Consider the following 20,900-nt stretch of genomic DNA (forward strand, 5'->3'; position numbering starts at 1 on the left):
CCAGTCGAGCAGACACCGCCCGCTACTCCACCCGCAGCGGGAAGTTCGCGTACGCCGCGTGCCCCTGCCCGTCGCGCACTTCGACGAACAGGCGATAATTGCCCGGCTTCCGCGGCGCGGTCAGCGTGATCTCTCCCGCGCCGGCTGCCTGGATCACGCCTTCCACCGCGTCCGGCAGGTGCTCCGGGTCGCCACCGATACTGGTCGCCGTGGTTTCCTCGCGCAGCGTCCAGCGATAGTCCAGCGCATCCCCTTCCCTGTCCGAGGCGCGCACATGCGCCTTGTGCGGGCTGCCCGGCTTGAGCACGACGCTGCTCGTCGCCAGCCGGTCATCCACCCGGATCGGCGCGATCGACGGCGCGCGGTTCTCCGGCCACTGGCCGGTCCACGCGAACTGCATCGCGTCCACGCTCGGCGTCGATTCGCCATCCGCCAGGAACAGGCCGTACCACGTCGGCGTGCGCTCCTGCTTCTGGCCCCACAGGAACACGAACGAGCCCAAGCCCTGGCGATGTTCGCCGCCGATGTAACGCTGGTAACGCTCCAGCAGCACACCGGCCTTGCGCGAGGCGTCGTCCTCGATGGGCGCCTCCCAGCGCGTCAGCGGCGATTCCCAGTGGCCGGTCGGGCCCCATTCGGTCACCACGTACGGCCCGGTCCAATGGCTGTCGCGCAGTTTCTCCGGCAGCTCGCCGAGGTTGCCGTAGAGCTGGATGCCGATCAGGTCCAGGCTGCCGGCGCGCTGCTTGATCTGTTCGATCAACGGGGGGCCGAAGCCGGCCAGCGTGGTCATCACCGGGTGGTTCGGGTCGACCTCGTGGATCATGTCGGCGATGCCGCCGATCGCATTCCACACCTTCTGGTTGGTGTAGTGCAGGTTGAGCTCGTTGCCGGCCACCCACATCAACACCGCCGGATGATCCTTCCACGCCTCGACCTCGCCGCGGATACGCGCCAGCTGCGCGGCCACCGCGGCGTCATCGTCGTAGTTGAAGCCATGGCGCTCGTTGCCGACCTCGATGCCGACGGCCACCTTCAGCCCGAGCCGCTGCGCGTTGTCGAGGAAGGCGCGCATCTGCGCCGGGTCGCTGTCCACGCGCCAGGTGCGCACGGCATTGCCGCCGCGCGCGGCGAGTTCGTCGAGATGGCCGCTGCCACCGCCGCCCTTGATGAAGAACGGCTTCCCGTCCACGAACAGCCGGTAGCTGCCCTCGGTCTCGACGATCTTCACCTGGCTCGGCCCGGCTGCCAGCGCCGGCCCCCACGGGGCCAGCATCAGCAGGCACGACAGCATCCACTTCATGGCACGCATGGCGTGGCCTCCTCGGGTGATGGGGTGATCAGCGCTGGGTCGTGGCCGGGCACCAGCGGTCCAGGTAGGCCTGGTGGCTGGGCAGCTGCGCGGCCGTGCGCGCGGCATGCTCGCGCGCGGCGTTGAGGAAGCGGGCCAGTTCCTCGTCGCCCATCAGGTCGGCGGTGGGATGGTGCTGCTTTGGCATGTTGCCCTGCCCCATCATCACCTGGATCCACGAGTTCTCGGCGAACAGCTCGTTGGGCTGGTGGAACACGATGCCGGTCTCGCGGAACAGGTCGATGCGATGCTGCAGCGAGGGCGGCAGGGTCATCTCGTGGCAGGCGCGCCAATAGGCGGTGTCGCGGCGGTCGGTCAAGGCGTAGTGCAGCACCACGAAGTCGCGCACATGCACCAGCTCCTCGGCCATCTGCCGGTTGTACTCCTCGATGTCCACCGCGGTGAGTACCTTCGGGAAGCACTGCATCAGGCGGGTGATGCCGCGCTGGATCAGGTGGATGGTGGTCGATTCCAGTGGCTCGATGAAGCTGCCCGCCAAGCCCAGCGCGATGCAGTTGCGATACCAGCTGTGTTCGCGCCGGCCGGGACGGAAGCGGATCTGCAGCATCCGCGAGGTCTGTTCGCCACGCAGGCTGCCCTCGAAGATCTCCCGCGCGCGGCCATCGTCCATGTGCCGGCTCGAATAGACGATGCCGTTGCCGACGCGCCGCTGTAGAGGAATCCGCCACTGCCAGCCGGCCTCCTCGGCGATGGCGCTGGTGTACGGCGCGGCATCTTCCACCGCGGCGGTCTGCACCGCCTGCGCGCTGTCGTTGAACAGCCAGTGCGACCAGTCCTCGAAGCCCACCCCCAGCGCCTTGTCGATCAGCAGGGCGCGGAAGCCCGTGCAGTCGATGAACAGGTCGCCTTCGATGACGTCGCCCGATTCCAGCCGCAGCGAGCGGATGCAGCCGGTGTCTTCGTGCAGCAGCACGTCGGCGATCTTTCCCTCCACGCGCCGCGTGCCGTGTTGTTCGGCGATCTGGCGCATGAACTTGCCGTACAGGCTGGCGTCGAAGTGGTACGCGTAGTTCATGCCCATCTTGGGCAGGTGGGCGAAGCGCCTCTCGCGCGCGGCCACGGACTCGACGTTGTAGTCGGCGTAGTCGCTGGCCAATCCACGTTCGCGGCCGCGCAGCCAGAAGTGCTGGAAACCGGCGGTCCAGTGGTCGCGGCCGGTGGTGCCGAAGGAATGGAAATAACGGTGGCCGATGTCGCGCCAGTTCTCGAACAGGATGCCGAGCTTGATCGCGCCCTGCGTGGCGGCCATGAATTCGCGCTCGTCGATCTCCATCAGCCGGTGGAAGGTCACCAGCGGCGGAATCGTCGCCTCGCCCACGCCCACGGTGCCGATCTGCTCGGACTCCACCAGCGTGATCTCGAGCTGCCGCCCGAGGATTTTGGAGATCGCCGCGGCGGCCATCCAGCCGGCCGTGCCGCCGCCAGCGATGACGACGCGGCGTACCGGCGTGGCGGGAAGGTCGAGTGCGTCGCGGGTCATGCGGCAGGAGTCCTTTAGCGGTTGAGGCGTTGCAGCAGGCGCGCGCGCAGCTCGCGCGCGACCTCCGGCGTCATCGGTGCCAGCGTGCGGCGCGCGTCCTCGGGAATGTGGCCGGCGGTATCGGCGTCCGGCTCGAAGACATAGTGGCGGAAGATTTCCTGCCAGGCGGCGCGCTGCTCGTCGGGCAGGTCGCGCACGCTCATCAGCGCCAGCATCAGCGCGTTCATCGGCGAATCCATGTAGGCCGGCGTGCGCCGCCACCAGTAGTTGAGCAGCACGTTGAAGGGGTCCAGCCCTTCGACGTGGTGCCACCACAGGCTGGGAATGAAGATCGCATCGCCCGGGCCCAGCTCAGCCACCTGCGCATGCGCGAGGGCTTCGGCGAAGCGCGAGAAGCGTGCGTGGTCCGGCGCGGCGAAATCCACCAGGCTCACCGGCTGGCCGGCCGGGGTCAGGTCCAGCGGGCCGATGTAGAGGTTGCGCAGCTGGTCCGGCGGGAACACGGTGAAGCGGCGGTGGCCCACCGCCACGCAGGCGATGTTGTCCGGCACGTCCTGGTGCGCGGCGATGCGCGTGCGGTTGCCGACCCACACGCTGAACAGCGGGTCGTGCGCGGACAGGTCCAGGTCGTTCTCGTCGCGCAGGCCCGGCAGGTAGGTGTCCACCGTGGTCGAGCCCATGTACAGCGAGGGCGGCCGCGCGTCATCGAGATGGCGTTCCATCGCGTCGAGCATCGCGCCCAGCGGCGGGCGCTCGGTGTGGAAATTGAAGCCGCTCAGCGCGTCGTTGTAGAAGTAGCGGCCTTCCACCTGCGGCGGCGCGACCAGCACCGCCACCTGCGCGTCGCGACGAGCGAAGCGGCGCAGGTAGTCGATGGCCGCGCGCGGCGATTCCAGCCCCGCGCGCACCAGCGGCCAGTCCTTCGCCAGCCCGCGCAGCAGCAGCGGCTCGGTGGACGTGAGGACCTCTTCCGGCAGGGCCCGGGGATCGAGCCCGTGGACCTCGCGAACCTTAGTGGCGACCGGCAGCACGACGGCGCTCGGTGCGTTCGATCAGGTCGCGGAAATGCGCGCCCGAGGCGATCACCATGTGGATGGCTTCCAGCGCGCCGCTGCGGTTGAGCTGCGCCAGCGTGGCGCCGTCGAGCGCGCGCAGGCGCTCTTCGTGGATCGTGTACAAGCCTTCCACCCGCAGCGGGGTGCCGTCGCGCAGGCGCGCGTCGAACGCGAACGGCTCCAGCAGGTCCAGCGAGAGCAGCAGCGCGGTGAAGCCGGCGTTCTGCTGCAGGCCTTCGTGCAGGGCGCGCAGCACCGAGCCGATGCGTTCCAGGTAGACGGTCTGGCCGCCGAACTCCTTGAACACCGGTTCGCCCGGCGCGTCTTCGCCGGCGATGCGCGGGCTGTCCATGTCCACGTGCACGGTCGGTTCGCCATCGGCGCTGCCGATCAGGAACGGCTTGCGTTCGATCGCCAGCGGCAGGTAGTGCGCGTCCCAGCCGGCCGGTTCCAGGAACAGGTTCTCGTGCTCGCGCAGGCCCAGCAGGGCCAGCGGATGGAACGCGCCCTCGGCGTCCTTGTGGAAGACGATGGGGTAATGCGCCTGCAACTGGCGGAATTCGCCGGGAAAGGTCAGTACGGACATCACTTCGTCGCCCAGCCCGGGCACGCGGCGGGTATCGATGCGCAGCGCGTGGTGGTCGACGTTGTTGAGCAGGACGTGGCGGGTCATCGGTCTTCTTGTCGGATTACACGCGCGGCAGGCCGCGCGCGCGGATGTGGTCGATCAGTTCACGGTGGCCGGGCAACGCGGCGAGCATGCGCGCGGTCTGCTCGGCGGTCTGGCGGAAGCAGCGTTCGGCACGCTGGATGGCCGCCGTATGCGCCGTGCCCACCCTGCCCTGCGGCACGAAACCCATGCCATAGAGAATGTACTGGTAGCTCGCCCAGGGGAAGACCTCCTCGATCCGGTAGAGGTCGTAGCGCGAGGGCGGCTGGTAGCGCCACAGCGAGAGCAGGTCGCGCAGGCGTTCGGGCCAGCTCTCCTCGCGGCGGTGGTCGCGCCAGTAGTCCGAATCGTCCCGGCGGCTGAGCACGTAGTGCAGCTTGAGGAAGTCCACCACCCGCTCCCAGCGGTAGCGGAAGGTGTCGTTGAAGCGCCCGGCGAGGATGTCCATAGTGTCGCGCGTGGCTGGGAACTGGTCGGCGATCATCGCCGCGGCCAGTTCCACCAGCACCAGCGAGCTGGCTTCCAGCGGCTCCAGGAAGCCGCTGGATAGCCCCACCGCCACGCAGTTGTTGCGCCACGGGCGCAGGCGGTAGCCCGGCTCGATGCGCACGCGCGGCACCCAGGTGATGTCCTGCTCGCGCCCGCCCGTCTCCACGATGTAGCGCACCAGCGCGTCGTGCGCGTCCTGTTCGCTGCCGTAGGCGCTGGAATAGACGTGGCCGATGCCGCGGCGGCCCTGCAGGCCGATGTCCCAGATCCAGCCGAACTTCTGCGCGGTGGAGATGGTCTGGCAGGCGATGGGCGCGCGCGGGTCGGCATAGGCGACCTGGGTGGGAATGGCGCGGTCGTTGAACAGCAAGTGCTGCTGCGGCAGCAACGGCTCGCCGAGGTGCTGGCCGATCAGCAGCGCCCGCAGCCCGGTGCAGTCGATGAACAGGTCGCCGGCGATGTCGCCATGCTCGCGGGTACGCAGCGCGGCGATGTCGCCGTTGTCGTGCGAGAGCACTTCGGTGACCAGGTCCGGCACGTGGCGCACGTTGAGCCGCGCCACGCAGTGCTTGCGCAGGAAGCCGCCGAGCTTGGCGGCATCCAGGTGATAGGCGTAGTTGGCCACCGAGGCGTACTCGGGCGTGGCGAACTGCTTGGGTCCCTTGTTCGCATCGCACAGGTGCGGCTGCGCGCAGACCAGGTGGTCGAACTGGGCGTCGGGATGGTGCTGGCGCCAGCCGCCGATCAGGTCGGCCTCGTCGTAGCCACCCGGCAGGTGGAAGGGATGGTAGTAGGTGTCGTTCGGGCCGGCGTCGGTCCAGTTGACGAACTGCGAGCCCTGCTTGAAGGCGCCTTCGCATTCGCGGATGAAATCGGCCTCGCTCACGCCGATCCGGCGCAAGGTGTCGCGCATCGTCGGCCAGGTGCCCTCGCCGACGCCGATGATCGGCACGTCGGGCGATTCGATCACGGTGATGCGCAGGTCGTCGGCGCCGGGGCCGCCATGTTCGGCGGCGAGCACGCCGGCGGTCAGCCAGCCGGCCGAGCCGCCGCCGAGGATGACCACGTGTCGGATGGATTGGGTCAAAGCGGACCTCATGCAACTTCGCCAGGCCGGACAAGCGAAGGCCGGAGATCCCTTCGGATCTCCGGCCCCCGCCCTGTCAGCGGCGGTCTGGAGGGGGCGGCCCGCCGCGACAGGCCGGGCCGGATCAGAACTTGTAGCGCAGACCGAACATGTAGCGCGGACCCAGCTGGTCGACCGAATACAGCTGCTTCGAATTGCGGCCGTGCACCCGGGTGGTCTCGTTGGTGATGTTGATGCCTTCCACCGAGAGCGTCAGGTTTTCGGTCACGTCGTAGCTGATGTTCATGTCGAGCTGGCCGTAGGCCTCGGTGTACAGCGGGTTGGAACCCTTGCCGTCGCCCAGCGCGTTGAGGAACTCGTCACGCCAGTTGTACGCCGCGCGGATCGACCAGCCGTACTTCTCGTAGAACGCCACGAAGTTGGCCGAATCGCTCAGGCCGGTCAGCGCGAACTGCGTGCCCAGCGCCCCGTTGTTGTAGGTCAGGCCCGAATCCACCCAGGTGTAGTTCGCCGCCAGGCCGAAGCCCGATTCGCCGAACATGTGCTGGATGTTGAACTCCCAACCGTCCAGCTTGTCGGAGCGGTTGTTGACCGGCTGGGACAGGTTGAACGGGATGACCGGGTCGCCCGGCTGGCCCACGATGGTGCCCGCCGCCGCATTGACGCCAGGCTGGCCGTCGAAGTTGGCGAAGATGAAATCGCGGATGCAGGGACGGTCGGTGCTGGCGCAGCCACCGGCGATGGCCGCGTTCCAGTACGCGCCGCCGGCCGGCGTATGCACGTTGTCATACGGGGTCTGCATGCTGCTCTGGGCGGCGATGAAGTTGTCGATCTTCTTGTGGAAGTAGCCCAGCGACATGTAGCTCGCGTCGGCGTAGTACCACTCGACCGACAGGTCGATGTTCGACGATTCCAGCGGCTTCAGCGCCGGGTTGCCGGACGAACCGCTGCCACCGTCGAAGCGGGCCACGCCGCCCAGCGAGGTCGCCGCGTTCAGGTCGCCCCAGTTCGGGCGGCCCAGCGTTTCGCTGTAGCTGGCGCGCAGCTTGACCGAGCTGGTCAGGTCCACGCCGATGTCCAGGTTCGGCAGCCAGTACTTGTACTCGCCATCGTCGCGGCGGAATTCCGAGCCGCTGTAGATGATGTTGAACTCGTTGGCACCGGCCCAGTTGATGCCCACCGGGGCCGGCTGCAGCGACTGCGCCTGCACCTTGGTTTCTTCGTAGCGGATGCCGGCCGCCACGCTCACCGGCAGGCCCCAGTCGAAGGTGTTGCTCCAGCTCAGGTACGCGCTGCGCGACTTTTCCTGCACGCGGCTGTCGCCGACGGTGCGGTTGGCCGTGCTGCCCGGCACCGGCTGGCCGGTGTAGTCGTACGAGGCCAGGTAGTCTTCCGCGCTGCCCTTGCCGGCGCGCACCCACGCATCGGCCGCCAGCTGGCGGACGGTGGCGAAGTCGAAGCCGAAGAAGTCATCGGTGAAGGCCGGGCTGCTCGCGCCGCCGAACTGGTCGAAGTAGTCGCCCATGTGCTCGAGCTGCCACACCTCGTCCGGATAGTCGGCCGCGCTGGTCGCGCCGCCCCAGGTGTCGAGCTGGACGTTGGTGAAGGCCGAGCGGTTGTTGTAGGTGGTCGAGGCCACGCCGAAGTTCAACTTCGAGTAGTTCTCGAACACGAACTCGCCGCTGCCCTGCCACTGCTGGATCTCGGCGCGGTTGTAGTTGTTGCTGAACACCGAACCGGTGACGAGCATCTGCGACGGATCGATCGCGGTCATGCCGTTGGGCAGGATCAGCGTCAGGATCGGGAAATCACCGCTGAAGTCGGCGATGTTGCCGGCGCGGAAGAAGCCGGCGGCGCTGAGCGTGTTGCTCGAGCCGTACGGGCTGTCCGGCTTGGAGGTCGCCGAGGAGTCGTGGTAGTCCATGGTCAGGGTCAGCTGGTCGCTGACCTTCCATTCGACGTTGAAGCCCAGCGACTTGTTCTCGTGCTTGACCGCCGAATCGCCGGCGCCGTTGGCGAAGTCGGAATTGCCGTTGTAGAGCTCTTCGTAGTACAGCGGCGAGGAGCCCGAACCGGAGGTCCACGAACTTTCGTTCGGGGTCATGTTGAACCACACCGACATGTCGTTGCGACGGGTGTGGATCTTGTTTTCCGAGTAGGTGTAATCCAGCGTCGCGGTCAGTTCGTCGATCGGGCGCCACTGCAGCACGGCCTGGCCGTTGGTGCGCTTGCGCTCGACCGAGTTGACGCTGTAGCCCAGGCTCTGCGGCATGGAGTACACATCGTTCGGGCCCGGGCGGTTGGTGATGTTCTCCGAACCTGGCTGGCCCGGCAGCGGCAGCGCCGAACCACCGCCGAGGCCGTCGGCGCGCGGGGTGTCGACGAACGGACGCCAGCCGTTGCCCGGGGCGACGAACGCCGAGGCCGAGCCGGAGTCACGCTCCTGGTAGCTGCCGCTGATGCCCAGGCCGAACTGGCCATCCTTCGAGGTGGTGCTGAAGATGCCCGACAGTTCCGGCGTCACCGAGCTGCCCTTCAGGCGGCTCGGCAGGTCGTCGTCGGAGGTGTCCCACACGCCCTTGGCGGCGGCGCTGGCGTGCGTGCCCGGGTTGTCGAGCGGACGCGCGGTGCGGATGTTGATGGTGGCGCCGATGCCGCCGGTCGGGATATCCGCGCGGCTGGTCTTGAAGACGTCGACCTCGGAGATCGACTCGGAGGCCAGGTCGCTGAATTCGAACGCGCGGCTGCCGGTCGAGGTCGGCATCTGCCGGCCGTTGAGCAGCACGAGGTTGAAGTCCGGGCCCATGCCGCGCACGGTCACGCGCGAGCCTTCGCCGTTGCTGCGGTCGATGGACACGCCGGAGATGCGCTGCAGCGACTCGGCCAGGTTCGAATCAGGGAACTTGCCGATGTCCTCGGCCACGATGCCGTCGACGACACCCTGCGCATCGCGCTTGAGGTTCATCGACGAGGTGAGGCTGCCGCGGATGCCGGTGACCTGCACGGTGTCCAGCGTGGTGGCCGGATCCTGCGTGGAGGCGGTGGCGCCGGTGCCGACCTGGGTGCTGCTGGTCGGCGGATTGGCGTCCTGGGCAAAGGCCGGGCCCGCGAGGGCAACCATCATGGCCGATGCCAGAACACGCTTCTTGGGTACGAACTGCACTTGCTTCATGGAACTTCCCTCCCCGGAGTCGCGATGACGTGCTGTGGTGCTGCGTCTGTTGTCGCGCCATAGCCGCAACGCGCAGCTATAGCTGGAACTCATAAGTTCGGGGCGGATTGGAATCGCAATCTGACAGCGTTGTCAAACTTTGCGAAAAAACTGCAATGAATTCGCCATGAATCGTAAAAAACGCCTTAAAACGATGTTGCGGCGCAGCGCGCGGTGCGCGGAAAGTGCCTGATTCTGTTAGCGTTAACAGTCCGGGCCACGGCCATGTCCGCAATTGACCGCGTTGTCCGAAAACGGCGGTTCGGGCGGCGTCCGGGATCAGCCGGCCGGCAGGCGGTGCACTTCGACGGTGACGTGCACCAGTTCCTCGTGGATGGCGAGCATGGCGCGGAAGTCGTCCGCCCCCAGCGGGCTGTCGGTCACCAGCGACACCACGCAGGCGAACTTGCCGCGCCCCACCTTCCACACGTGCAGGTCGCTGATCCGCGCGCGCACGTCGCCCTGCTCGATCACCTCGCGCACTTCCTCCACCACGGGCGCGTCCATTTCCGCGTCCAGCAGCACGCGGCCGCTGCTGCGCAGCAGGCCCCAGGCCCACACCGTGACCAGCACCGCGCCGGCCAGGCCCATCACCGGGTCGAGCCAGCGCGCGCCGAGGTACATGCCGCCCAGCAGCGCGACGATGGCCAGCACCGAGGTCGCCGCGTCGGCGATCACATGCAGGTAGGCCGAGCGCTGGTTGAGGTCGTGGTGATGGTGGTGATGGCCATGGTCGTGGTCATGGTCGTGAGCATCGCCGTGGTGATGGCCGTGGTCATGCCCATGGTCGTGGTCGCGCAACCACCAGGCGCACAGCAGGTTCACCGCCAGGCCGACGACGGCGATGGCGATCGCCTCGCGGTAATGGATCGGGCTGGGGGTGATGAGCCGCTCGACGGACTGGAAAGCCATCAGCCCGGCGACCACCAGCAGCAGGATGGCACTCGTGTAGCCGCCGAGGATCTCGATCTTCCAGGTGCCGAAGGCAAAGCGCCCATCGCCCGCATAGCGCCGCGCGCAGGCATAGGCGAAGGCGGACAGGCCCAGCGCCAGCGCGTGCGAGCTCATGTGCCAGCCATCGGCCAGCACCGCCATCGAGTTGAACCACCAGCCGCCGCTGATCTCCACGACCATCATGGCCAGGGTCAGCCACATCGCGCGGCGGGCGGCACGTTCGGCGCCGGCGTTGCCGGTGTCGAAGGCATGGGAATGGCGGCGTTGCGCGGCGGCGGCTTCAAGCGACATGGGAGATCCGGTGGGGTTTGCCTGTATACCCCCCTAGGGTATATCGTCCGGCCCCATGGCGCACATCTCCCACAACAAGAAAGCCCTGCTCACCCGCATCCGCCGCATCGCCGGGCAGGTCGCCGGGCTGGAAAAAGCCCTGCTCGAAGATGCCGACTGCGGCGACGTGCTCGTGCAGATCGCCGCGGCCAAGGGCGCCATGCATGCGTTGATGATGGAGGTGCTGGTCGGGCACCTGGAGGAACACGTCGTCGCCGAGCCGGATGCCGGCAAGCGGCGCGAAGAGGCCGAGCTGGTCGCGCGCCTGATGAAGGGTTTCGGCAAGTAGCCGCGCCCGGCAGGATGCCCCCGCGCGCGGAGGCACCCTGCCCTTCATCGCGAATCAGAACTTACAGCCCGCCCGCACGTACCAGAAGCCGCCGGCGAAGCCGTACGGCGAATGCACCGGGTATTCCGCGCCGGCGATATCGGACCACGGGTTCTTGTCCGGGGTCTCGTCGAACAGGTTCTGCGCGCCCACGTTGACGTACATGCCATTGGCGAACTTCCAACCCACCTCCGCGTCCACGATCAGCCGCGCGTCGCCGTAGATCGGCAGGCCGCCATCGGCCGCGGAGATCACCCCGCTGTCGAGGTGGTCCTCGTACCACGAGCCGTAATAGCCGAGCCGCAGGTTGGCGTGGAAGACCTGACGCTGGTGGTTGATGCTGAAGTAGCCCTTGGTCTTGGGCAGCGAGTTCTCCAGCTTGTACACGCGCGCCTCGTCCACGAAGTCGGCGTTGTAGCTGTCCACCTGGGTGCGGTTCCAGTTCATCGCCAGCGAGTAGGTCGTCTCCCCGCCCCACTGTTCGACCTGGTAGCTGGTCACCAGGTCCACGCCGCTGGTGGTGGTGTCGAAGGCATTGCCGAAATACGTCACCGAGGAGATCGACGCCGCTTCCGGGTTGCCGGCCGCCACCAGCGCGGCGCGCTCGGCGTCGGTGAGGTCGAAGCTGGTGCTCAGCGCGATGCGGTCCTCCACCTCGATGCGGTAACCATCCAGCGTCACCAGCCACGGGCCTTCGCTGTAGACGAACCCCAGCGAATAGTTCTTCGACTCCTCCGGCGTCAGCGGCTTGGCGCCCTTCAGTTCGGCGATGGGGTTGGTCGGCGGCAACGTGGCGATGTCCACCAGCCCGGTGCCGGCGAACACCGTGCTGATCTGGCTCACGTTGGCCTGGCCCGGCGTGGGCGCGCGGAAGCCGGTGCTGATTGCCCCGCGCATCGCGAACGCCGGGGTGAAGTCGAAGCGACCGGTGAGCTTGCCCTTGGTGGTGCTGCCGAAGTCGTCGTAGTCCTCGTGGCGCACGGCCGCGGCCAGCAGCAGCTGCTCGGTCACCTGCCCTTCCAGGTCTAGGTAGACCGCCCAGTTCTTGCGGTCGAACGTGCCGGCGGTGCGCGGGCTGAAGCCGTTGAAGCCGTTGGAACCCAGCGCGAAGCCCTGGTCGGTCAGCGGGCCGATCGCCGTGGAGGCCGCGTCGCCGGCCTTGATCTGGAACTCCTCCTTGCGCCACTCGGCGCCGGCGCTCAACCGCAGCGGCTGCACCAGGAAGCTGGTTTCCACGTCCTTGCCGACGTCGAAGTTGAAGCCGGTTTCGGTCTGCGTGTTGCCACCGGGGTTGAAGCGGAAGCCGTCCGGCTGGTCGGGGCCGAGCGAGGCGTTGACCGTGTTGTAGATGAAGAAGTCGATGTTGTTGCGGCCGTAGGTGCCGCTGACATCCCAATGCCAGCCATCGCCCCACATGCCCTTGATGCCGGCCACCACCGAGCTGTCTTCCAGGTCGCCGCCGAAGCGCGGGGTGAAGCCGCCGGGAAACATCGACAGGAAACTGAAGCAGTTGGCCGGCATCGCGCCGGCCGCGGCGCTGACCGTGCTGTACGGGAGCAGGTTGCCGTCGCCATCGCGCAGGGCAATGGTCGGGCAACCGCCGGCCCCGGTGAGGTCGCCCACCAGCAGGGTTTCGCCGCCGTCGTTGGAATACACGCCGGAACGCGCGCTCGGGTCGCGGTAGTAGAAGCCGCCATCCACGCGCCGCTTGGCGTAGTTGCCGAACAGGTACAGGTCCACGCTGTCGCCGGTATAGCCGAGGTTGGCGACGAACTTCAGGTCGTCCTTCACCTTGGGCGAGCCCCAGATCTGCGCGGGATCCTGCACGTCCGGGTAGCCGGCCGCGGCATCGGCGGCGGCATCGGCGCGTTGCACGCTGCGCGAGGTGTCGTCGGCCTCGCGCCATTCGGCGGTCAGCGTGGCGAAGCCGCGCGAGGTCAGCGGCAGGCCGATCTGCGCCGAGTACTGCGTGGTCAGGCCGTCGCCGGCGTAGTACTGGCCGGTGAAGACCTCGAACTGACCGCCGTGGTCCAGCCGTTTGAGGTTGAAGTTGATCACGCCGGCGATGGCGTCCGAGCCGTACTGCGCGGCGGCGCCGTCGCGCAGCACTTCCACCTGGTCCAGCGCCAGCGACGGGAACACCGACAGGTCCGGCCCTTGCGAGCCATCGGACAGACCGTGGCCGAGGAAGGTGATCACCGCCGAACGGTGGAAGCGCTTGCCGTTGACCAGCACCAGCGTGTTGTCCGGGGGCAGCCCGCGCAGGTTGGCCGGGCGGATCAGGCTGGCGGCGTCGTCGATGGGAATGGTGCTGACGTTGAACGACGGCACCAGCACGCGCAGCTGGTCGAGCGCGTCGGTGGCGCCCTGGCTGCGGAATTCCTCCGCGGTGATGATGTCGATCGGTACGGCGGAAGAAGCGACGCTGCGCGGTTGCCCGCGGCTGCCCAGCACGGAGACGGTTTCAAGGGTGGTCGGCGGTCCACTGCCGGATTGCGGATCCTCCGGCTCCGCCGCGCGGCTTTCGGCGGCGGGTGCGCTGGCCACGAGGATGGCCAGGGCAAAGGTCACGGCTGACGCCAGTTTCGCTTTCGGAACTCGGGAGTACGGAAGTACGTGCTTGCCCATGCGTGCGTCCCCTTGACGATGTGGGTGGTGTGTTTCCGCTAATGCGCTCCTGATGGCTGTTGCGTGCGCCCGGCACGCCCCTTCGCGCCGTGCTGCACTGCGTCAATTCGTAACAAGGATTTCACGGGTTGGCAATAAGGGGCTGCTAGCCGACCTGAAGGAACGTGCGCCCCGTCACCCCTGCCCGTCCCGGGCCGCCTGCGCACATCCATGCAAGCGGGACGAACGGCGCCCGGCGTCTACTGCCGCGGTCGTCATCCCCCTCCCCGACAGGAGTCCCCCATGCATTCCTCCAGCGAATCGTCCCCCGACGATCCGGGCCGCCGTGGCTTCCTGGCCACGTCCGCCGGCCTGGCCGCGGCGCTGGCCGCGTCCTCGATCGGCTTCGGCCTGCCCGGCGGCGCGCGCGCCGCTACCCCCTCTTCTTCCACACCCCACGGAGCCCGTTCCATGAGCCATTTCGTCACCGTCAAGGACGGCGCGCAGATCTTCTACAAGGACTGGGGCACCGGCCAGCCGGTCGTGTTCGCCCACGGCTGGCCGCTCAGCGCCGATGCCTGGGACCCGCAGATGCTGTTCATGGGCCAGCACGGCTACCGCGTCGTCGCGCACGACCGCCGCAGCCACGGCCGCTCCAGCCAGACCTGGGACGGCAACAACATGGACACCTATGCCGATGACCTGGCGGCGGTGATCGAGAAGCTCGACCTGAAGGACATCATCCTGGTCGGCCATTCCACCGGCGGTGGCGAGATCGCGCATTACGTCGGCCGACATGGCACCAAGCGCGTGGCCAAAATGGTGCTGGTCGGCGCAGTGCCGCCGCTGATGCTCAAGACCCCGGCCAACCCGAACGGCACCCCGCTGAGCGTGTTCGACGGCATCCGCGCCGGCACCGCGGGCGACCGCTCGCAGTTCTTCCAGGACCTGGCCACGCCGTTCTTCGGCGCCAACCGCGCCGGCAACAAGGTCACCCAGGGCATGCGCGATTCGTTCTGGCTGCAGGGCATGGCCGGTGGCGTGAAGGGCCAGTACGACTGCATCCACGAGTTCTCCGAGGTGGACTACACCCCGGACCTGAAGAAGATCGACGTGCCGGCGCTGGTGGTGCACGGCGACGACGACCAGATCGTGCCGATCGATGCCTCCGCGCGGCTGTCTTCCAAGCTCATCAAGGGTGCGCAGCTGAAGATCTACCCGGGCGCGCCGCACGGCCTGACCGTCACCCACGCCGGGCAGTTCAACCAGGACCTGCTGGCCTTCGCCAAGGCCTGAGCCACGAAAAGGCCGGCAGCGATGCCGGCCCTTTTCATGGGCGCAACGACGGCCGTGGCCGCGCGGCGATGCCGGCGTTCAGGCCGCCCGTGCCGCCGCCGCATAACGGGCCGGCGTGCAACCGGTGGCGCGACGGAAGCTGCGCACGAAATGGCTCTGGTCGAAGAAGCACAAGTCACTGGCGACCTGGCACACCTTGCGGCCGCCCTCGCGCAGCAGGTGCCGTGCCTGTTCGATGCGGCGCTGGCGCAGGTATTCCATCGGGCTCAGGCCGGTATGCGCGCGGAAGGTGCGCGCGAAGTGAAAGCGGCTCATGCACGCCGCGGCGGCCAGCTGTTCGACGCACACCGGTTCGTAGAGGTGCTGCTCGATGTAATCGATTGCCCGCCGCACGGCGCGCGGCCAGCTGGCGTCGAGGTCGGGGACGGTGGCGATGAAATGCGGCAGGTGGGCGGCCATCGCACGTCTCCATTCGTGGGCGACCCATCGTCGCTTGCGCACCGCGGGCGCCCTACCCTCGTTGGTGCGGCGCAGCGCCCCCTCTTTCGGGTTAAGACCTTGGTGTTAGTCGTCCTCGCGCGGCGGCCTGCGCAGCACGCGGCGTCCATAAAGATGTGCGTCGAGCGAGTACGCGCCGGGCCCGAGCAGCAGCACGCTCAGCAGCAGCAACAGCACCGCCCAGCCGGCCGGCTCGGGTAGGCGCGCGATCGTCACCAGCAGCCCGAGCACCAGCGCCAGCGGCGTGAGCCATCCGCAGGCCAGCAGCACCGCCGCGCCCCAAGCCACGCGCATCGGCCATGGGCCGACGCCGGCCAGCCAGCCGCCCTGCGGGTCGAGCAGCATCACCAGCGCCGCGTCCACGCGCAGCAGCAGCAGGCCCAGCCCCGGCCCGCGGTCCGGGAACATTGAATAGAGTCGCTGCATTGCCTCGTCCGAGCGCCACCACGCGGCCATTAGCCATCGCCCCGCCCGGCCGCGCATCCCCCGAAAGAGGTGTTGGCAGCTCCCCCGTCCCTGCCAGAATGGCGCATGCCTCGCGTTTTCCGTCCCCCTGCGTGCACCCTGCGGTTCGCCGCGCGCGTGTCGTGCCTGTTCGTCGCGGGGATGCTGCTGTGCGCGCCCGGCGCGCGTGCGCAGGCCGCCACCGTGCCGGTGACATCGGGCCTGGCCGGTTTCGACCACACCGCCTGGCCGGTGGAGCGCGGCGCGCCGGGCGATATCTGGGACATCGTGCAGGCCGAGGACGGCGCGTTGTGGCTGGCCACCGGCGCCGGGCTGTATCGATTCGACGGCCGTGGCTTCACCCGCGAGGATGCGCCGGAAGGCAGCCACTTCCTCTCCGGCAACATGACCACCCTGCGCCTGGAGCCCGACGGCGCGCTGTGGATCGGCTACTACAACGCCGGCCTGAGCCGGCTCGCCGGCGGACGGCTCGACCACTTCCAGCCGGCGCAGGGCATGCCCAACGCGCTGGTGCCGCGCCTGGCGCGCGATGCCGAAGGCCGCCTGTGGGCGGCCAGCGATGGCGGCCTGCGCTGGTTCGATGGCCAGCGCTGGCAGGCGCCTGCCGCTTCGATGGGGTATCCCGGTGACAACGCGCAATGGCTGCTGCGCGACCGTCGCGGCACCTTGTGGGTGGGCAACGACAAGGAACTGCTGCGGCTGCGGCGCGGCGCGACGCGTTTCGAGGCGACCGGCGTGCCGGTCTCGCAGTTCTCCACGCTGGTCGAAAGCCCGCGGGGCGAACTGTGGCTGGCCGATCGCCAGCGCGGCCTGATGCCGGTGGCCCGCGACGGCGTGGTGCTCGATGAAGCCCAGCGCCGCGCCGGCCTGCTGCCGCAGGTGCGCGCGCGCCGCGTGCTGTTCGCGCGCGACGGCAGCCTGTGGGCCAGCGGCATGCAGGGCGGCGGCGTGTACCGCATCCGCTTCGACGGGGACGCGCCGCGCATCGAGCAGTTCGCGGTGGCGCAGGGCTTGAGTTCGCCCTACCCGGCCCCGCTGCTGGAAGACCGCGAAGGCAACCTGTGGGTCGGGACCAACCTCGGGCTGGACCGCTTCCGCGCGCACGCCGTGCATCGCCTCGCCGGCCTGCCGGCGGGCATGGATCCGTTGCAGACCCTCTTCCACGACCCCGACGGCAGCGTCTACTCCTATTCCCAGGACATGCGGCCGCTGCGCCTGGACCGCGACAACGTCACCCGCGTGCAGGACGCCTGGCCCGCGCAGGCGCCCGAACCACGCGCCGGCCGCTGGCCCTCGGTGCTCGGCCAGGTCGCGCTGTGGCATGACGGCGCGCTCGAAGCGCGGCCCTCGCCCGGGCTGCCCGAACGCCGCTACCTGCACGCGATGGCCTTTGATGGCCACGACCGCGGCTGGGTCTGCTTCGGCGACGACTACGTCTTTCATTACGACGGCCAGCAGTGGGCGCCAGAAACACGACTGCCGGCACAGGCCTGCTCGTCGATGGTGCTGGCAGGCGATGCGGCCTTGTTCGGCTACGCCGACGGCAGCGTGCGCGTGCTCGAAGGGGGCCGCGTCACCCACTACGGCACGGCGCAGGGATTGGCGGTGGGCCCGGTGACCACGCTGTACCGCGACGGCGCGGGGTTGGTGGTGGCTGGCGAGACCGGCGTGGCGGTCCTCGGCGCCGACGGCCGCTTCCACACCCTGCAGGCGCAGGCGCCGAACCTGTTCGACGGGGTCAACGGCATCGTGCGCGATGCCGCCGGCCAGTACTGGATGTACGGCATGCGCGGCCTGCTGCGCGTCAACGGCGACGACCTGGCGCGCAGCCTCGCCGACGGCACGCCGCTGCGCGCACCCCGCCTGTTCGACGCCATCGACGGCCTGCCCGGCATCTCGCGCCAGACCAGCCCGGTGCCCACCGCGGTCCTTGGCGGCGACGGCCTGCTGTGGCTGTCCAGCAACCAGGGCCTGGCCTGGCTGGATACGCGCCTGCCGCATCGCAACCCGGTGGCGCCGCAGGTCGCGATTGGCGAGATCGCGCATGGCGACACGCATGGCCCGCTGCGCGATGGCCTGGTACTGCCCAAGCACACCACGCAGTTGCAGATCGACTACGCCGCCAGCAGCCTGGCGCGCCCGGACCGCGTGCGCTACCGCTACCGCCTGCTCGGACTGGAGCAGGACTGGCACGACGCCGGTGAACTGACCCGCGCCTCCTACAGCAACCTCGGGCCGGGGCGTTACCGCTTCGAGGTCGAGGCCGGCAACGAGGACGGCGTGTGGAGCAAGGCGCCGGCCGCGCGCAGCTTCCGCATCGTGCCGGCGTTCACCCAGACCGCCGCGTTCAAGGTGCTGTGCGTGGCGCTGGGGCTGGCCGCGCTGGTGCTGGCCGTGCGCATCCGCGGCCGCCAGTTGGCCGAGCGCCTGCGCGCGCGGCTGGACGAACGCCACCAGGAGCGCGAACGCATCGCGCGCGAATTGCACGACACCCTGCTGCAGGGCACGCAGGGCTTGATCCTGCGCCTGCACGCGGCCAGCCAGCGGCTGCCGGCCGACGACCCGCTGCGCGGCGAACTGGAAACGGCAATGGACCTGGCCGAACAGGCGATGGCCGAAGGCCGCGAACGCGTGCGCGGCCTGCGCGGCGTGGTGCAGCAGCGCCAGGACCTGGGCACCGCGCTGCTGCAGGTGCGCGACGAGGCCGGCGGCCGCCTGCTGCCGGAAGTGCGCCTGCTGGTGGAAGGCAGTCCGCGTCCGTTGCTGCCGCATGCCGCCGAGGAGCTGTACATGATCGGCCGCGAGGCCCTGCTCAACGCGTTCCAGCATGCGGGCGCCGAGGCGGTGGAGATCGAGGTGGGCTATGGCCGGCGCGGTCTGCAGCTGCGCATCCGCGACGACGGCCGCGGCCTCGACGACGCCGCCACGCAGGCGCCCGGCCACTGGGGCCTGCGCGGCATGCGCGAGCGCGCCGCACGGCTCGGCGCACGCCTGCAACTGTGGTCGCGCGAAGGTGCCGGCACCGAGGTGCAGGTCAGCCTGCCGGCGGCCCGTGCGTACCGCCGCCCCACCCGCCGGCGCGGCCGCCCGTGGCTGCGCGCGGTTCCGCTTACCGAAGGAGAAACCTGATGTCCGCCTCCCCCGAGCCGATCGGCGTGCTGATCGTTGACGACCACCCGCTGCTGCGCGACGGCCTGGCCGCGATGATCGCCAACCAGCCGGACATGCGCCTGCTCGGCGAGGCCAGCGACGGCGAGGAAGCGGTGGCGCGCTACCAGGCGCTGCGCCCGGACGTGGTGCTGATGGACCTGCAACTGCCGCGCGTGGACGGCGTTGAAGCCACCGCGCGCATCCGTGCGCTCGACCCGCGTGCCCGCGTCATCATCCTCACCACCTACAGCGGCGATGCGCGCGCGGTGCGGGCGCTGCAGGCCGGCGCCAGCGCCTACCTGCTCAAGGACGCGCTGCGGCGAGAACTGGTCGATACCCTGCGCGAGGTCCACCAGGGGCGCCGCCACCAGATGCCGGCCGCGATTGCCGGCAGCATCGCCGCGCACATCGCCGACGAGCAGCTGTCCCATCGCGAGACGGAGGTGCTGCTGCATGTCGCCGCCGGGCAGTCGAACAAGGTGATCGGCCAGCACATGTCGATTTCCGAGCAGACGGTGAAGGCGCACATGAAGAGCATCCTGGGCAAGCTCGGTGCGCGCGATCGCACCCACGCGGTCACCGTGGCGCTGCGGCGCGGGATCATCTCGCTGGACACCTGAGTCCGCCTCGCCAGTAGAAATACTGGTGCCAGCAGGGTGTTTTTGCGCATGCCGCCGGGCGCGCGCGTCGCCATCCTGCGTGCAACGCCATCGTCCCGCGGGGACTTCGATGAACCACGGCACCCGCCTGCTGCTGTGCGTGCTGGCCCTGCTGCCGGCCGGCTGCGCCACGATGGGCCCGCAGAGCATCCCGCGCGATCGCCAGGGATACTCCAGCGCCATAGGAGAGTCGTGGAAGGAGCAGACCCTGCTCAACATCGTGCGCCTGCGTTACGCCGATGCGCCGATGTTCCTGGACGTCTCCTCGGTGGTGGCCTCCTACTCGGCCGAGGGGCAGCTTGATGCGGCGGTCAACTTTCCTTCCCGCGATGCCTCCAACTCGGCCATCGGCGGCTATGGCCGCTTCACCACCAAGCCCACCATCTCCTACGCGCCGCTGACCGGGGACAAGTTCACCCAGAGCCTGCTGCGGCCCATTCCGCCGGTGGCGGTGTTCCAGATGATCCAGGCCGGCTACCCGGCCGATTTCATCCTCGGCGCCACCACCCGCGCGATCAACGGGCGCTACAACCGCTCGGCCGGCATCAACGCGCGCCGCGCCGACCCGGAGTTCATCCAGCTCGCCGAAGCGTTCCGGCGCATCCAGCAGTCCGAAGGCCTGGGCATGCGCATCGAGCAACGCGAACACGGCGAGGCTACGCTGCTGTTCTTCCGCAGCGGCGCCTCCGCGCAGCTCGCCGCCGACGTGGAGACCGTGCGCGGCCTGCTCGGCATCCAGCCTTCGCCCGAATTCAATCTTGTCTACGGTTCGATACAGCGCGGTGACAACGAGATCGCGCTGCTGACGCGCTCGATGCTGGAGATCCTGATGGACTTCTCCAACTGCATCGACGTGCCAGGCGATCACATCGCCAGTGGCCGCACCTATGCGGGCTACCCGCCTGGCGAAGGTGCCGGCGCGCAGCGCCTGGCCACCATCCACAGCGGCGATGCCGCGCCACCCGATGCCTATGCGGCGGTGCGATATCGCGGCAGCTGGTACTGGATCGACGACCACGACATGGCGTCCAAGCGCGCCTTCGCGTTCATGATGATGTTCTTCTCGCTGGCCGAGACCGGGAAGACCGCGCCGCCGCCCGTGTTGACCATCGGCGCGGATTGAACGCGCTAGGTACATTTACTTAGACAAATACCGAAAACCCTCTCATGTGCGATGCCTCGGGGCGGCACAGACTCGTCCTCGTCATCCCCGCCGCGCGCGATCCCGCTTCGCGTGCCTGTTCCCGTA

General features: G+C 68.8%; 14 protein-coding genes and 1 pseudogene. 5 read left to right on the top strand and 10 right to left on the bottom strand.

Translation table 11 applies throughout. The features are described from left to right. Positions 1 to 22 precede the first annotated feature (22 nt). The 7 genes from ARC20_RS09445 to dmeF all read right to left on the bottom strand — a co-directional run bounded on the left by ARC20_RS09445 (position 23) and on the right by dmeF (position 10,609). Entirely contained in the window at positions 23 to 1,303 is a 1,281-nt protein-coding gene (locus ARC20_RS09445; protein ID WP_425478467.1) for a glycoside hydrolase family 2 TIM barrel-domain containing protein, read from the bottom strand. Between the two features lie 37 nt (positions 1,304 to 1,340). Beyond that, positions 1,341 to 2,852, bottom strand: a complete 1,512-nt coding sequence (locus ARC20_RS09450; protein ID WP_057646526.1) for a tryptophan halogenase family protein — start codon at positions 2,850 to 2,852, stop codon at positions 1,341 to 1,343. Positions 2,853 to 2,866: 14 nt separating this feature from the next. After that, on the bottom strand, positions 2,867 to 3,883 hold the full coding sequence (locus ARC20_RS09455; RefSeq protein ID WP_425478460.1) for a cupin-like domain-containing protein: 1,017 nt from the start codon (positions 3,881 to 3,883) through the stop codon (positions 2,867 to 2,869). After that, positions 3,864 to 4,580 (bottom strand): SapC family protein, encoded by a 717-nt coding sequence (locus ARC20_RS09460; protein WP_057646527.1) that lies wholly within the window; start codon positions 4,578 to 4,580, stop codon positions 3,864 to 3,866. Before ARC20_RS09460 ends, ARC20_RS09455 begins: the two co-directional genes overlap by 20 nt. A 16-nt stretch (positions 4,581 to 4,596) precedes the next feature. Beyond that, the gene (locus ARC20_RS09465) at positions 4,597 to 6,153 is read right to left on the bottom strand and encodes a tryptophan halogenase family protein (protein ID WP_057646528.1); all 1,557 of its coding nucleotides are present in this window, start codon (positions 6,151 to 6,153) and stop codon (positions 4,597 to 4,599) included. Between the two features lie 124 nt (positions 6,154 to 6,277). After that, positions 6,278 to 9,325 (bottom strand): TonB-dependent receptor, encoded by a 3,048-nt coding sequence (locus ARC20_RS09470; RefSeq protein ID WP_057646529.1) that lies wholly within the window; start codon positions 9,323 to 9,325, stop codon positions 6,278 to 6,280. 318 nt (positions 9,326 to 9,643) lie between these two features. Further along, complete coding sequence (gene dmeF, locus ARC20_RS09475; protein ID WP_057646530.1) at positions 9,644 to 10,609, bottom strand: CDF family Co(II)/Ni(II) efflux transporter DmeF; 966 nt, start codon at positions 10,607 to 10,609, stop codon at positions 9,644 to 9,646. A 55-nt stretch (positions 10,610 to 10,664) separates the two neighbouring features. Between dmeF and ARC20_RS09480 the strand changes: the two genes are divergently transcribed. Then, positions 10,665 to 10,937 carry a metal/formaldehyde-sensitive transcriptional repressor gene (locus ARC20_RS09480; protein WP_057646531.1) on the top strand — a complete coding sequence of 91 codons (273 nt, stop codon included), beginning with the start codon at positions 10,665 to 10,667 and terminating at the stop codon, positions 10,935 to 10,937. Positions 10,938 to 10,991: 54 nt separating this feature from the next. Here the strand turns inward: ARC20_RS09480 and ARC20_RS09485 are convergent, their stop codons facing one another. Beyond that, entirely contained in the window at positions 10,992 to 13,547 is a 2,556-nt protein-coding gene (locus tag ARC20_RS09485) for a TonB-dependent receptor plug domain-containing protein (protein ID WP_237642552.1), read from the bottom strand. A 507-nt stretch (positions 13,548 to 14,054) separates the two neighbouring features. Between ARC20_RS09485 and ARC20_RS09490 the strand changes: the two genes are divergently transcribed. Further along, positions 14,055 to 14,879 (top strand): alpha/beta fold hydrolase, encoded by an 825-nt coding sequence (locus ARC20_RS09490; protein ID WP_057646558.1) that lies wholly within the window; start codon positions 14,055 to 14,057, stop codon positions 14,877 to 14,879. Positions 14,880 to 14,975: 96 nt separating this feature from the next. Here the strand turns inward: ARC20_RS09490 and ARC20_RS09495 are convergent. Continuing rightward, positions 14,976 to 15,338, bottom strand: a pseudogene (locus ARC20_RS09495) (helix-turn-helix domain-containing protein); the annotation flags it as partial. A gap of 105 nt (positions 15,339 to 15,443) precedes the next feature. Further along, the gene (locus ARC20_RS09500) at positions 15,444 to 15,803 is read right to left on the bottom strand and encodes a hypothetical protein (RefSeq protein ID WP_057646560.1); all 360 of its coding nucleotides are present in this window, start codon (positions 15,801 to 15,803) and stop codon (positions 15,444 to 15,446) included. A 105-nt stretch (positions 15,804 to 15,908) separates the two neighbouring features. On the opposite strand from ARC20_RS09500, the gene ARC20_RS09505 reads away from it, so the two are divergent. The 3 genes from ARC20_RS09505 (at position 15,909) to ARC20_RS09515 (ending at position 20,774) form a co-directional block, all read left to right on the top strand. Then, positions 15,909 to 18,971 (top strand): sensor histidine kinase, encoded by a 3,063-nt coding sequence (locus ARC20_RS09505; RefSeq protein WP_108143314.1) that lies wholly within the window; start codon positions 15,909 to 15,911, stop codon positions 18,969 to 18,971. Next, positions 18,971 to 19,612, top strand: a complete 642-nt coding sequence (locus tag ARC20_RS09510) for a response regulator (protein ID WP_057646533.1) — start codon at positions 18,971 to 18,973, stop codon at positions 19,610 to 19,612. The genes ARC20_RS09505 and ARC20_RS09510 overlap by 1 nt, the downstream gene beginning before the upstream one ends. A 109-nt stretch (positions 19,613 to 19,721) precedes the next feature. Beyond that, a complete protein-coding gene (locus tag ARC20_RS09515; protein WP_057646534.1) occupies positions 19,722 to 20,774 on the top strand; it encodes a hypothetical protein in 1,053 nt (350 codons plus the stop codon). Positions 20,775 to 20,900 lie beyond the last annotated feature (126 nt).

The sequence above is a fragment of the Stenotrophomonas panacihumi genome (genome assembly GCF_001431645.1).
Classification (GTDB): domain Bacteria; phylum Pseudomonadota; class Gammaproteobacteria; order Xanthomonadales; family Xanthomonadaceae; genus Stenotrophomonas_A; species Stenotrophomonas_A panacihumi.